The sequence below is a fragment of the Streptomyces sp. NPDC032745 genome (genome assembly GCF_055579465.1).
Genome location: NZ_JBVING010000001.1, coordinates 899,636 through 913,175 on the forward strand (window position 1 = coordinate 899,636; position 13,540 = coordinate 913,175).

At 71.0% G+C, this 13,540-nt stretch carries 12 protein-coding genes; 5 read left to right on the forward strand and 7 right to left on the reverse strand.

Annotated features, from left to right (window positions below; all coding sequences use genetic code 11):
- The first annotated feature begins 39 nt into the window (after nt 1-39).
- Together ACZ5WG_RS04005 and ACZ5WG_RS04010 are read left to right on the forward strand one after the other, a co-directional pair.
- On the forward strand, nt 40-1,656 hold the full coding sequence (locus tag ACZ5WG_RS04005; RefSeq protein WP_468720533.1) for an ABC transporter permease: 1,617 nt from the start codon (nt 40-42) through the stop codon (nt 1,654-1,656).
- A complete protein-coding gene (locus ACZ5WG_RS04010; protein WP_468720365.1) occupies nt 1,656-2,678 on the forward strand; it encodes an ABC transporter ATP-binding protein in 1,023 nt (340 codons plus the stop codon). Before ACZ5WG_RS04005 ends, ACZ5WG_RS04010 begins: the two co-directional genes overlap by 1 nt.
- Nucleotides 2,679-2,792: 114 nt before the next feature.
- On the opposite strand, the gene ACZ5WG_RS04015 is transcribed toward ACZ5WG_RS04010, so the two are convergent.
- The 6 genes from ACZ5WG_RS04015 to ACZ5WG_RS04040 all read right to left on the reverse strand — a co-directional run bounded on the left by ACZ5WG_RS04015 (nt 2,793) and on the right by ACZ5WG_RS04040 (nt 8,816).
- Entirely contained in the window at nt 2,793-3,710 is a 918-nt protein-coding gene (locus ACZ5WG_RS04015; RefSeq protein WP_468720366.1) for a DMT family protein, read from the reverse strand.
- A gap of 91 nt (nt 3,711-3,801) precedes the next feature.
- On the reverse strand, nt 3,802-4,893 hold the full coding sequence (locus ACZ5WG_RS04020; RefSeq protein WP_468720368.1) for an LOG family protein: 1,092 nt from the start codon (nt 4,891-4,893) through the stop codon (nt 3,802-3,804).
- Between the two features lie 26 nt (nt 4,894-4,919).
- On the reverse strand, nt 4,920-5,993 hold the full coding sequence (locus ACZ5WG_RS04025) for a hypothetical protein (RefSeq protein ID WP_468720369.1): 1,074 nt from the start codon (nt 5,991-5,993) through the stop codon (nt 4,920-4,922).
- Nucleotides 5,975-6,763 carry an ABC transporter ATP-binding protein gene (locus ACZ5WG_RS04030; RefSeq protein WP_468720370.1) on the reverse strand — a complete coding sequence of 263 codons (789 nt, stop codon included), beginning with the start codon at nt 6,761-6,763 and terminating at the stop codon, nt 5,975-5,977. Before ACZ5WG_RS04030 ends, ACZ5WG_RS04025 begins: the two co-directional genes overlap by 19 nt.
- Nucleotides 6,764-6,947: 184 nt before the next feature.
- The gene (locus ACZ5WG_RS04035) at nt 6,948-8,309 is read right to left on the reverse strand and encodes an aspartate aminotransferase family protein (protein ID WP_389410182.1); all 1,362 of its coding nucleotides are present in this window, start codon (nt 8,307-8,309) and stop codon (nt 6,948-6,950) included.
- Between the two features lie 3 nt (nt 8,310-8,312).
- Nucleotides 8,313-8,816 (reverse strand): Lrp/AsnC family transcriptional regulator, encoded by a 504-nt coding sequence (locus ACZ5WG_RS04040; protein ID WP_030298396.1) that lies wholly within the window; start codon nt 8,814-8,816, stop codon nt 8,313-8,315.
- Between the two features lie 169 nt (nt 8,817-8,985).
- Between ACZ5WG_RS04040 and ACZ5WG_RS04045 the strand changes: the two genes are divergently transcribed.
- From ACZ5WG_RS04045 to ACZ5WG_RS04055, 3 genes are all read left to right on the forward strand, one after another.
- Nucleotides 8,986-10,425 (forward strand): gamma-aminobutyraldehyde dehydrogenase, encoded by a 1,440-nt coding sequence (locus ACZ5WG_RS04045; protein ID WP_468720372.1) that lies wholly within the window; start codon nt 8,986-8,988, stop codon nt 10,423-10,425.
- A 106-nt stretch (nt 10,426-10,531) separates the two neighbouring features.
- Nucleotides 10,532-11,710, forward strand: a complete 1,179-nt coding sequence (locus tag ACZ5WG_RS04050) for a polyamine ABC transporter substrate-binding protein (RefSeq protein ID WP_468720374.1) — start codon at nt 10,532-10,534, stop codon at nt 11,708-11,710.
- Between the two features lie 98 nt (nt 11,711-11,808).
- Nucleotides 11,809-12,273 (forward strand): hypothetical protein, encoded by a 465-nt coding sequence (locus tag ACZ5WG_RS04055; RefSeq protein ID WP_468720376.1) that lies wholly within the window; start codon nt 11,809-11,811, stop codon nt 12,271-12,273.
- A gap of 3 nt (nt 12,274-12,276) precedes the next feature.
- On the opposite strand, the gene ACZ5WG_RS04060 is transcribed toward ACZ5WG_RS04055, so the two are convergent.
- Nucleotides 12,277-13,494 (reverse strand): serine hydrolase domain-containing protein, encoded by a 1,218-nt coding sequence (locus ACZ5WG_RS04060; protein WP_468720377.1) that lies wholly within the window; start codon nt 13,492-13,494, stop codon nt 12,277-12,279.
- Between the last annotated feature and the right edge of the window lie 46 nt (nt 13,495-13,540).

Consider the following 13,540-nt stretch of genomic DNA (forward strand, 5'->3'; position numbering starts at 1 on the left):
AAGGAGGGCGTACGCGGTACGGCCGTCAGGCTCGCCCTGATGGCCGTCCCGCTCGCCTTCTTCGGGCTGTTCTTCGCCTATCCCGTCGCCGCGATCGTCGGCCGCGGGATCAAGACCGAGGACGGCTGGCAGTTCGGCCGGATCGGCGAGGTGCTGACCCGGCCCGACATCGCCGACGTGCTCTGGTTCACCACCTGGCAGGCGCTCGCGTCCACGGCGCTCACGCTCCTGCTCGCACTCCCCGGCGCGTACGTCTTCGCGCGCTTCGAGTTTCCCGGCAAACAGCTGCTGCGGGCGGTGGTCACGGTCCCGTTCGTGCTGCCGACCGTGGTGGTCGGCACCGCCTTCCTGGCGCTGGTCGGGCGGGGCGGGCTGCTGGACGAGCTGTGTGGCGTCCGGCTGGACACCACCGTGTGGGCGATCCTGCTCGCTCACGTCTTCTTCAACTACGCCGTCGTCGTACGGACGGTCGGCGGGCTCTGGGCGCAGCTCGACCCGCGCCAGGAGGAGGCGGCCCGGATGCTGGGCGCCGGGCGGTTCGCCGCCTGGCGGCGGGTGACGCTGCCCGCGCTCGGGCCGGCCGTGGCCGCCGCCTCGCTGATGGTGTTCCTGTTCACCTTCACCTCCTTCGGCGTCGTGCAGATCCTGGGCGGGCCCTCGTACGCCACCCTCGAGGTGGAGGTCTACCGGCAGACCGCGCAGCTGCTGGACCTGCCGACGGCCGCCGTCCTCACGATGGTGCAGTTCGTGGCGGTCGGCCTGATCCTCGGTATTCACGCCTGGACCGTGCGCAGGCGCGAGACCGCCCTGCGGCTCGTGGACCCGGCGCGGACCGCACACCGGCCGGCCGGGCCCGGCCAGCGCGCCCTGCTGGGCGGGGTGCTGCTGACGGTGGCACTGCTGATCGTGGCCCCGCTGCTGGTGCTGGTGGAACGGTCCTTCGACGCCCCGGGCGGGTACGGGTTCGGCTTCTACCGGGCGCTCCAGGACGCGGGCGCCGGCGGCGGAACGTTCCTCGTGCCACCGCTGGAGGCGATCTGGAACTCCCTGCAGTACGCGCTCGCCGCCACCGCCATCGCCCTGCTGATCGGGGGACTCGCGGCCGCGGCACTGACCCGGCGCGGGGGGCGGTTCGTGCGCGGGTTCGATGCGCTGCTGATGCTTCCGCTGGGGGTGTCGGCGGTGACGGTCGGCTTCGGCTTCCTGATCACCCTGGACGAGCCGCCGCTGGACCTGCGGACCTCGTGGATTCTGGTGCCGCTGGCCCAGGCGCTGGTGGGCGTGCCGTTCGTCGTACGGACCATGCTGCCGGTGCTGCGCGCAGTCGACGGGCGACTGCGCGAGGCCGCCGCCGTGCTCGGGGCGTCCCCGCTCCGGGCCTGGCGGGAGGTGGACCTGCCGCTGGTGCGGCGGGCGCTGCTGATCGCGGCCGGGTTCGCCTTTGCCATCTCGCTGGGGGAGTTCGGCGCGACCGTCTTCATCGCCCGGCCCGACCGTCCGACGCTGCCGGTGGCCGTGGCGCGGCTGCTGGGGCGGGCCGGTGAGCTCAACTACGGGCAGGCGATGGCCCTGAGCACGATTCTGATGCTGGTGTGTGCGGTGTCCCTGCTGGTGCTGGAGCGGCTGCGCCCCGACAAGACCTCGGGAGAGTTCTGATGACGTTGCTCGAACTGGCCGGGGTTTCGGTCCGCTTCGGCGAGCGTGCCGTCGTCGACGCGGTGGATCTGGAGGTCGCCGAGCACGAGATCGTCTGCGTGCTCGGGCCGAGCGGGAGCGGCAAGTCCACCCTGCTGCGGGTCGTCGCCGGGCTCCAGCCGGTTTCCACCGGGCGGGTCCTGCTCGGTGGCGCGGACCAGGTGCGGGTGCCGGTGCACCGGCGCGGGGTCGGCCTGATGTTCCAGGACCACCAGCTGTTCCCGCACCGGGACGTGGGCGGGAACGTCGCGTTCGGGCTGCGCATGGGGGGATACGGCCGGGGGTCCTGCGAAGCCCGGGTCGCGGAACTGCTGGAGCTGGTCGGGCTGCCCGGGGCCCAGGGCCGCTCCGTGTCCTCCTTGTCGGGTGGTGAGCAGCAGCGGGTCGCCCTGGCCCGGGCGCTGGCCCCCTCACCGCGGCTGCTGATGCTGGACGAACCGCTGGGACAGCTGGACCGCGGGCTGCGCGAGCGGCTGGTGGTGGAGCTGCGAGGGCTGTTCTCCCGGCTCGGGACCACGGTGCTGGCCGTCACCCACGACCAGGGGGAGGCCTTCGCCCTGGCCGACCGGGTGGTGGTGATGCGGGACGGGCGGATCGCGCAGGCCGGGACCCCGCTGGAGGTCTGGCAGCGGCCGGCCTCGGAGTTCGTGGCGCGGTTCCTCGGCTTCGAGAACGTGATCCCGGCGAGGGTGTCGGGCGGGGCCGCGGTGACTGCGTGGGGTCGGGTGCCGGTTCCGGCCGGCTCCCCCGACGGCGAGCGCAAGCTGCTGATCCGGCCCGCCGGGGTGGTCTTGGCGGAGCAGGGGCTGGGCTGCGAGGTGGTCTCGCGGACGTTCCGGGGGACGCACGTCGCGCTGTTGCTGAGGCCGGATGCAGGGCCGCTGCTGGAGGCGGAGTGCGGGCTGGCCGGTGCCCCGGCCGCCGGGGATCAGGTCGCGGTGTCCTTCGCCCCGGCCGAGGTGGTCGTCCTCCCGGCGGTGTAGCCGCAGCGCGGGGCCCGTCCCCTTACCCGCCCCTCCAGGGTTCCCCGGGCTCGGCCCGGACGCTCTCCGGTGCGGCGCCGGTCCGGGGGCCGGCCGGCCCCCGGACCCCGCGCCTCAAACGCCGGCGGGGCTGGATTCCGCGGGGGTGGGGGCTTCCGCGGGGGATTCCGGGGTGTCGTGGTTGCCGTACCAGGCGACTGCCACCGCGCCCGTGACGGCCAGGACGAAGCCGAGGACCGCGAGCCACGCGAGGCCCGGCCGCGATGCGTCGCCCAGCCACAGGACGCCGATGGCACCCGGCAGGACGGTCTCGCCGACCACCAGCGCGGCCGTCGCGCCGTTCACCGAGCCGATCTGGAGAGCGACCGTGTGCAGGTACATGCCGCCCACGCCGGCCAGCAGAATGGCGTAGAGGGCCGGATCGGCGAGCAGCTCGCCCAGGTCGAACGGGTCGACCCCGTCGAGGATCCGGACGCCGACGCCCAGCGCGCCGAAGGCCAGGCCCGACAGCAGGCCCGCCAGGATCGCGGCCCGGGCGCCCAGGAGGCGGACGGCCACCGTGCCGCCCGCGATGATCAGCAGGGTCACGGCGAACAGCCACCAGTGCGTGGACACCGGGGCGTGGTGGCCGCCCTCGTGGCCCGCTGCCGTCGCCAGCAGCACCAGCGCCGCGCAGACGACCCCGATCGAGGTCCATTCCTTACGGGTCAGCCGGATGCCCAGCATCTTCACGCTGAGGACGGCGGTGATCACCAGGTTGGCGCTGATCACCGTCTGGGAGAGGAACAGGGGCAGCAGCCGGGCGGCGAGCGCGCCCAGTCCGAAGCCGACGAAGTCCAGGATGGTGCCGACGATGAACTCCCACGTCATCGCCGCCTTCGCGGTGGACGAGAGGTTCGGGCCGCCGTGCGCGGTCACCCCGGCGGCGGCCGGGGACATCCGGGCCGCCCTGCGCGAGCCGACGGCTTGCAGGACGGACCCCGTGCCGTAGCAGATGGATGCCGCGATCGCGGTCAGCAGGCCTATGAGCACCGAGGGCTCCGTTCACGTCTGGCAGGGTTTTGCACTTTGATTACCTATGGCAGACGTGCGATCGGGCCGGGAAGTTGCCTCGCTCCGTCACTCACTTCATCGAAGCGAGTACGGCGGGGACCTCGGCCACCGAGTCGACCAGCGCGATCCGGGACTCCATCGCACGGCCGCGCGCCAGCGCCTGGAGCAGCGGCCACGCGGGCAGGTGCTCGGTCCAGTGCGTACGCCCGACCAGGACCATCGGGGTCGGCTCGCCCCGCGACCCGTAGTAGTTCGGCGTGGCGTTGTCGAAGATCTCCTGCAGGGTGCCCGCGGCGCCCGGGAGGAAGACGACGCCCGCGTTGGACCGGGCGAGCAGCCCGTCCTCCCGGGTGGCGTTCGCGAAGTACTTGGCGATGTGGCCCGCGAAGGCGTTCGGCGGCTCGTGCCCGTAGAACCAGGTCGGGATCCCCACCGAGTCGCCGCCGCCGGGCCAGCGGTCCCGTACGGCGAACGCCGCCCGCGCCCAGTCGGAGACCGAGGGTACGAAGGACGGGGCCTTGGCCAGGATCTCCAGGGCCTCCGCAAGGGCGTGGTCGGGGGCCGGAGCCAGGTAGGCGCCGAGGTTGGCGGCCTCCATCGCGCCGGGGCCGCCGCCGGTGGCCACCGTAAGCCCGGAACGGGTCAGCTCCCGGCCGAGTTCGGCCGCGCCCTGGTAGTCCCGAGCGCCGCGGGCCATCGCGTGGCCGCCCATGACGCCGACCACCCGGGCGCCGGCGAGGTGCTCGTCGAGGGCGTCGGAGATCGCGTCGTCGTGGATGGACCGCAGCATCGAGGAGAAGACGTCGCCGTCCGCCTTGGTCTCCTGGAACCAGGCGTACGACTGGGCGTCAGGAGTGGCCTCGTAGCCGGCGGACAGCCCCGCGAACAGCTCGTCGGCGGTGTAGAGCAGGCCGCGGTACGGGTTGAAGGGCAGGTCCGGCACCGGCGGGAAGACCAGCGCACCGTCCGCGCGCACCTTGGCCGACGCGTCGGGCTCCATCGCGCAGCCCAGGAAGACGGCCGCGGAGGTGTCTGCGGACAGCAGGGCGAACGTGCGCTCCAGCAGATTGACCGACTGGATCCGGTAGCCGCTGAGCGAGCCGCGGGCCACGACCTGGTCGAATTCGGCGAGCGTCTCGATCTCGATGTCTGCGTTGACCATTCGGCCCACCCTAAGGGCTGCCTGGGTCAGCGGGTCAACGCCAGCGACGTCAGCTGCGCCACACCCCATACGACCGGTACGCACACGGCCACCAGCGCGGTGGCGCGCAGGGTCGCGGCCGTACGCAGGACCGTGCGCGGAGTGCCCAGGCCGCGCAGGGTCGCTCGGGTGCCGGAGCGGCCCTGGCGGACCTCCACGGCGCAGGTGAGCAAGGTCGCGGCCACGCACAGCGCCACCAGGGCGCAGGCCGGCCCGGTCAGCGGACCCAGCGGGACGGGGAAGCCGCTCCGGTCGCGCAGGGCCGCGGCGGTGAGGGCGCCCGCGCCGACCGCGCACAGCAGCCCGAGCGGACGGCCCAGCCGGGGCGCCTCCTCCTGGAGGGTCCGCCCGGCCAGCAGCCGCACGGCACCCGGGCGGACCGCCTGCACCAGGGCCCCGCAGGCGTAGGCCAGGCCCGGGCCCGCGAGGGAGAGCCCGACGGCGGTGAGTGCCCAGCCGGCCGGCATCCCGACGCCGCCGAGGCCCGTGTACGCCTCGACCGCCAGTCCGCAGGCGGTGAGCGCGATGCCCCAGGGCAGGCCGGTCTGCGGGGCCAGCGGCGGGTGCGGGCGCAGGGCGAGGACCGTGGCGGCGGAGGCGGCCAGCGGCACCAGGGCGAGCAGGGTGAGGGCGGCCGCCACGGGCAGCGGCCGGTCGGCGTGCAGCATCCGGGCCCCGGCTCCGTCGAAGGGCAGGCCGGTGAGGTCGCCCCGCAGGTGGAGGAAGGCGGTCAGGGCCAGGGCGCTGCCCAGGGTGCACGAGACGGCGGTGGAGAGCGCCGCGACGAGGCTGAGCCGTACGGGGCCCAGCCCGACGGCGTCCATCCCCTCGCGGGGCCGGGTCGCGGGGTCCGTCCGGGCGACCGCGACCGCGAGCTGCACGGTGACGGCGAGCGGGACCAGGGCCCACAGCAGGCGCGGGAACGATCCGGCAGGCCGGGCGGTGGCCCCGGCGAGCACGTACAGCAGGAGGAAACCGGTGCCGGCGCAGGCGGCGGCGACCAGCAGCCGGCGCAGCTGGACGAGCGGGCGGGAGCCGCGGGCTAGGCGGAGAGCGAGCACGCGGCCTGGCCCTCCGGGGTCTCGTCGGACGGACCGCCCACGGCGGCCGCGGTCCCGGCGGGGCGGCCGTCGAGCAGCGCGACCCGGCGGTCGGCGACGGCCGCGGTCTCCTCGTCGTGCGTGGCCAGCACCACGGTGATCTCGTGCGAGCGGGCCGCGGTGGTGAGCGTACGGAGCAGCAGGGCGCGCTCGGCGCGGTGCAGCGGGGCGGTGGGTTCGTCGGCGAAGACCACGGCGGGCCCGTTGACCAAGGCCCGGGCGAGGGCGACCCGCTGGGATTCGGCGCGGGTCAGGGCGCGCGGCCGCTTGCGGGCGAAGCCGCCGATGTCGAGGCGGTCCAGCCATTCGCAGGCGGCGGCCTTGGCGGTGCGGTGGGAGGCGCCTGCGATCAGCAGGGGCAGGGCGGCGTTCTCCCAGACCTTGAGCTCGGGCAGCAGCAGGGGATCGGGGCCGATCCAGCCGAACCGGTCGCAGCGCAGCCGTTCGCGGGCCAGCGCGCCCATGGTGTGGACGGGCACGCTGTTGAACCAGATCTCGCCCTGCTCGGGCACCACGTGTCCGGCCAGGCAGCGCAGCAGCGTGGTCTTCCCGCTGCCGCGCGGGCCGGTCAGGGCCAGGATCTCGCCCTGGCGGACGCCGACCGAGACCCCGATGAGGCCGGGTGAACCTCCCCCGGACTTCGTCCGGGGGGACCCCCAGTGGGAGTAGTGAACGGACCGTGCCCAGAGGACGTCATTGTCCGGTGGGGCGTTGTCCGGTGGAGCCACCATGGCGTACACCTCCGTTCGGGGGAACGAAGCGGAACCGGTTCGGTCACTGGCGCCGCACTGAGATGTAAAGAGATGAACGTCTTGGATGGTGACAGCACACGGCCCGGACCCGCGCGTTCTCACTCGAACGGAGGATCCGGGCCGTGTGGTTCGGACTGTTTGCTGCTCTCTACGGCACTGCTGGTTAGAGCTTGGTCCACGCCTCGGTGAGCACCGAGCGCAGGATGCCTTCGATCTCGTCGAAGGTGCCCTGGTCCGCGATCAGCGGCGGGGCCAGCTGGATGACCGGGTCGCCACGGTCGTCGGCACGGCAGTACAGGCCGTTCTCGAAGAGCGCCTTGGAGAGGAAGCCGTAGAGCACGCGCTCGGTCTCCTCGTCCGTGAAGGACTCCTTGGTGACCTTGTCCTTGACGAGCTCGATGCCGTAGAAGAAGCCGTTGCCGCGGACGTCGCCGACGATCGGCAGGTCGTGCAGCTTCTTCAGCGTCGAGAAGAAGGCGTCCTCGTTGTCCAGCACGTGCTGGTTGAGGCCTTCCTTGTCGAAGATGTCGAGGTTGGCGAGCGCCACCGCGGAGGACACCGGGTGTCCGCCGAAGGTGTAGCCGTGCAGGAAGGTGTTGCCGCCCTTGTAGAACGGCTCGGCGATGCGGTCCGAGACGATGCAGGCACCGATCGGGGAGTAGCCCGAGGTCATGCCCTTGGCGCAGGTGATCATGTCCGGGATGTAGTCGAACTTGTCACAGGCGAACATCGTGCCGAGGCGGCCGAAGGCGCAGATCGTCTCGTCGGAGACGAGGAGCACGTCGTACTCGTCGCAGATCTCGCGGACCCGCTGGAAGTACCCGGGCGGCGGCGGGAAGCAGCCGCCGGCGTTCTGCACCGGCTCGAGGAAGACGGCGGCGACGGTGTCGGCGCCCTCGAACAGGATCTCCTGCTCGATCTGGTCGGCGCACCAGCGGCCGAAGGCCTCGGGGTCGTCGCCGTAGATCGGGGCGCGGTAGATGTTGGTGTTCGGCACCTTGTGCGCGCCGGGGACCAGCGGCTCGAAGGGGGCCTTCAGGGCCGGCAGGCCGGTGATGGACAGGGCGCCCTGCGGGGTGCCGTGATAGGCGACCGCGCGGGAGATGACCTTGTACTTGGTGTGCTTGCCCTGCAGCTTGAAGTACTGCTTGGCGAGCTTCCACGCGGTCTCGACGGCCTCGCCGCCGCCGGTGGTGAAGAAGACCTTGTTCAGGTCGCCCGGGGCGTAGCCGGCGAGGCGCTCGGCCAGCTCGACGGCCTGGGGGTGCGCGTACGACCAGATGGGGAAGAACGCGAGTTCCTGGGCCTGCTTGTAGGCGACCTCGGCCAGTTCCTTGCGGCCGTGACCGGCGTTGACCACGAACAGTCCGGCGAGACCGTCCAGGTAGCGCTTGCCCTTGTCGTCGAAGATGTAGGTGCCCTCACCCCGCACGATGGTGGGGACGGGGGAGTTCTCGTACGACGACATGCGGGTGAAGTGCATCCACAGGTGGTCGTACGCGGTCTTGGAGAGGTCCTGGCTCACGGGCTATCGAGTTCCCCACATGTAGGTCTGCTTCTTCAGCTTCAGATAAACGAAGCTTTCGGTTGATCGCACGCCGGGGAGCGCGCGGATCTTCTTGTTGATCGTCTCCAGCAGGTGGTCGTCGTCCTCGCAGACGATCTCCACCATCAGGTCGAACGAGCCCGCGGTCATGACCACGTACTCGCACTCGGCCATCTGGGTCAGAGCGTCGGCCACCGGGTCGAGGTCTCCCTCGACGTTGATGCCGACCATGGCCTGGCGCCGCAGGCCCACGGTGAGCGGGTCGGTGACGGCGACGATCTGCATGACGCCCTGGTCGAGCAGCTTCTGCACGCGCTGGCGCACAGCTGCCTCCGACAGGCCGACGGCCTTGCCGATCGCCGCGTAGGGACGGCGCCCGTCCTCCTGCAGTTGCTCGATGATCGCCAGGGACACAGCATCGACCGAAGGGGACGGTTGTCTGTTCCTGGAATCTGCGCTTCGACTGACCACGACCTCACTGTGCACGAGGAGTCGTCTGTTCCGCAAGACGGAATCGATGAAATCCGTTGTCTGGGGACTTGGATCTCACTGATTTCGTAGTTCGTGGCGTCTGGCCCTGCCGAAAGCGTCCGCCTAGGGGCTAAGATTGGGATTCGTCTCAATCGTTGGACATGTGATCAGGAGTGTGGCTGGAGTGACCACCGAACTGCGTCGTCTGCGCAACTACATCGGCGGAGAGTTCAAGGACGCCGCCGACGGGCGGACCACCGAGGTGGTCAACCCCGCCACCGGCGAGGTGTACGCCACTGCCCCGCTCTCCGGCCAGGCCGATGTCGACGCCGCCATGGCGGCTGCCGCGGCCGCCTTCCCGGGCTGGCGCGACACCACCCCCTCCGAGCGGCAGAAGGCCCTGCTCAAGATCGCGGACGCCTTCGAGGCGCGCGCGGAGGAGCTCGTGGCCGCCGAGTCGGAGAACACCGGCAAGCCGCTGGGCCTCACGGCCAGCGAGGAGCTGCCGCCGATGGTGGACCAGATCCGCTTCTTCGCGGGTGCGGCCCGCCTGCTCGAGGGCCGCTCGGCCGGCGAGTACATGGAAGGGATGACCTCGATCATCCGCCGTGAGCCGGTCGGCGTATGCGCCCAGGTCGCGCCGTGGAACTACCCGATGATGATGGCCGTGTGGAAGTTCGCCCCGGCCATCGCCGCGGGCAACACCGTGGTGCTCAAGCCCTCGGACACCACCCCGGCCTCCACCGTCCTGATGGCCGAGATCATCGACTCGGTCCTGCCCAAGGGCGTCTTCAACGTCATCTGCGGTGACCGCGAGACCGGCAAGGCCATGGTCGAGCACTCCACCCCGGCGATGGCCTCCATCACCGGCTCGGTGCGCGCGGGCATGCAGGTCGCCGAGAGCGCCTCGAAGGACGTCAAGCGCGTCCACCTGGAGCTCGGCGGCAAGGCCCCGGTCGTGGTCTTCGAGGACGCCGACATCGCGAAGGCCGTCGAGGACATCGCGGTAGCCGGCTACTTCAACGCCGGCCAGGACTGCACCGCCGCGACCCGTGTGCTCGTGCACGAGTCCATCCACGACGAGTTCGTGAGCGCCCTCGCCAAGGCCGCGGCCGACACCAAGACCGGCCAGCCGGACGACGAGGACGTGCTCTACGGCCCGCTGAACAACCCGAACCAGCTCAAGCAGGTCGCGGGCTTCATCGAGCGACTCCCGGCGCACGCCAAGGTCGAGGCGGGCGGCCACCAGGTCGGTGAGAAGGGCTACTTCTACGCCCCGACCGTGGTCTCGGGCCTCAAGCAGGACGACGAGATCATCCAGAACGAGGTCTTCGGCCCCGTCATCACCGTCCAGTCCTTCACGGACGAGGCCCAGGCCCTGGAGTTCGCGAACGGCGTCGAGTTCGCCCTCGCCTCCTCCGTGTGGACCAAGGACCACGGCCGCGCGATGCGGATGTCCAAGAACCTCGACTTCGGCTGCGTGTGGATCAACACCCACATCCCGCTCGTCGCCGAGATGCCCCACGGCGGCTTCAAGAAGTCCGGCTACGGCAAGGACCTCTCCGCCTACGGCTTCGAGGACTACACGCGCATCAAGCACGTGATGACCTCGCTCGACGGCTGATCGCTCTCCACCCGGGGATCTCATTGATCACCGAAGGAGCTTGAGAGGGCGGGCAGTAGACAATGTGTCTATTGCCCGCCCTCCTCCGTTCCCCGAGGCTTTCCCCATGTCTGAACTCGCCTTCTCCCGCCGTGCGGCACTGCGCGGCCTCGGTGCCGCCGGCCTGTTCGCGGCCCTCGCCGGCTGCGGCGTGCCCGCCGCCTACGTCCCCGAGGACCGTCGCGGAGGCCCGGACCGCTCCGGCCGGGACAAGAAGGTCGCGTTCTCCAACTGGCCGCTGTACATCGACACCGACGACGAGGACGAGGAGCGCCGTCCGACGCTGGACGCCTTTTCGGAGAAGACCGGCATCGAGGTCCGGTACACCGAGGAGATCAACGACAACGACGAGTTCTTCGGCAAGGTCAGCCCGGCCCTGATGAACCGCCAGGAGACCGGCCACGATCTGGTGGTGGTCAGCGACTGGATGGCCGCCCGCTTCGTCCACCTGGGCTGGGCCCAGCAGATGGACCGGTCGGCGCAGCCCAACGTGGCCGCCCACTTGGACCCGCAGCTGCGGTCCCCCGCCTTCGACGAGGGCCGCCTGCACACCGTTCCGTGGCAGTCGGGGATCACCGGCATCGCCTACAACCGCAAGGCGCTGGGCCGGGAGATCAAGTCCGTCAAGGACCTGTGGCACCCGGACCTGGCGGGCAAGGTCACCCTCTTCTCCGGCCTCGACGAGTCCTTCGCCCTGCTGATGCAGGGCGAAGGCGTGGACGTCACCCGCTGGACCGAGTCCGACTTCCACCGGATGTGCGACCAGGTGCAGAGCATGGTGAAGAAGAAGCACATCCGCCGCTTCACCGGGAACGATTACACCTCCGATCTGAGCAAGGGCGACGTCCTGGCCTGCCAGGCGTACTCCGGCGACGCCATCCAGCTCCAGGCCGACAACCCCGACATCGAGTTCGTGGTCCCGGAGGAGGGCGCCGAGCTCTGGGCGGAGAGCCTGCTCGTCCCCAACCTGGCCCGGCACAAGGCCAACGCCGAGGCCCTGGTCGACTACTACTACGCCCCGGAGGTGGCCGCCGAGCTCGCCGCCGCCGTCAACTACGTCTGCCCGGTCCCGGCCGCCCGCGAGGTGCTGGCCGGCTCCGACGACAAGGAGACCGCCGCACTCGCCGAGAACCCGCTGATCTTCCCCGACGGGGAGATGCGCAAACGGCTCGTCGTGGCCCGGGACATCTCCTCGGCCGAGCGCCGCTCCCTCGCCCAGCGCTGGAACGCCATCGTCGGTCTCTGAGTGCCGCGCGGAGCCCGGTGGTCACGGTCCCGCCACAGAACTGAACGCGTTCAGAGATTTTGCTGAACATGTTCAGAAACGGGCGTACGCTTCCTTCCATGAGCGAGAGAAGCGCCCTTCAGCGGCGGATCCGTGCCTGGCTGGTCCTGTTCATCGTCTGCCTCGTGCTCAGCGGGCTCACCGCCTTCCCCCTGGTCAGCGAACTGCACTGGGCCAACTCCCTCGTGTCCCACACCTGGCTGCGGCGGGTGGGGGAAGGGCTGGACCGGGCCGACGCGGACTATCCCTTCCTCCTCTACGGCACCGACTGGCTCGCCTTCGCCCACCTGGTGATCGCGGTCTTCTTCTACGGGGTCCACCGCGACCCCGTCCGCAACATCTGGATCGTCGAGGCCGGCATGATCGCCTGCGCCGGCGTGATCCCCCTGGCCCTGATCTGCGGCCCCATCCGGGGCATCCCCTTCGGGTGGAGCGTCATCGACATGTCGTTCGGCGTCTTCGGGGTCATACCCCTGCTGGTGCTCCGCCGCATGATCAAGCGCCTCGAGGCAATGCCCGCCTGACCGCTACCTGGCGAAGGCCGCCATGACGATCCCGTAGGCCACCTTGTTCATGTCCTGCCCCTTCGCGTCGGTGGAGTTGACCGAGTAGACGAGGGTGCGCGAGAGATCGCGCGCCCCGCCGATCACGGTGCTGTAGCCGTACCGGGAGCCCGTTTTGCCGTAGACCGCCGTGCCGTCGGGCAGGACGAACCGCTTCATCCCCGCGGTCTGCACGGCATTCTCCCCGGACTCGGAGTCCTTGACCGCGGGCACCGTGAACATCTCTTCCAGCTGCGCCTTCGGCACCACCCGGCCCGCGAACAGGGCCTGGGTGAACTTCTCCAGGTCCGCCGTGGTCGATATCAGGTCCCCGGCAGCCCAGTTGGACGAGGAGTTCCAGTCGGTCACGTCCACCAGCGTGCTCCCGCCGCCGGGCTTCTGCACGGCCTGGTAGCCGTGGTGGTGCGGGCCCGCTATCCGGTTCTCCCCGCGCGCCGGAACCGAAGTGTGGCGCAGGCCCAGCGGCCTCAGGATCCGGGCGGACAAAGCCTGTTCGTACGTCGTGCCCGTCAGCTTCTCGACCAGCACGCCCAGGACCGTGTAATCGATGTTGAGGTAGTGCTGCTTCTCGCCCGGCCGGAACTCGGGCCCCTTCGCCACCGCTTCGGCGATCAGCGCGTGCGGATCGACCACATCGAACCGGTGGGCGTACTGCTCCTCGAACGGATCCCCGGGCCCCTCGGCCGGCCGGATGCCGCTCGTGTAGTTCAGCAACTGCCGCACGCTGACGGGCTCGAAGCCCTTCGGACCGGACGGCAGCAGCCCCGGCAGGTACTGCTGCACCGGCTTGTCCAGATCGACCTTGCCCTCGGCGGCCAGCTGGAGCACCAGCGCCGCCGTGAAGGTCTTCGTCACCGAACCCGCCCGGAACCGGGCATCGTCGAATGCCTTGCGTCCGGTGCGGACATCGGCCACGCCGGAACTCCCCACCCAGCGGCCGCTGGGACCGCCCACCCGGACCAGCGCGGCCGTCGCGTCCTCGCTGCCGGCGCCGACGCCGGCGATCGCCTTGCGCAGCGCCGCCGCATCGGGCGCGGTCGTGTACACGGGCGGCTTCGTATCGCTCGCCGACACCGGCGCGGTCACCGCTGCGGTCACCGGCGCGGCATGGGCGACAGCCGGGCTGGCCGCGATGCCCAGGACCATGGCGGTGGCGATCAGCGTGCGCGTACGTACCTTCATGGCGGAATTCCCCCTGTGAACCATCCGGGCCCCAGCGGCCCCGATG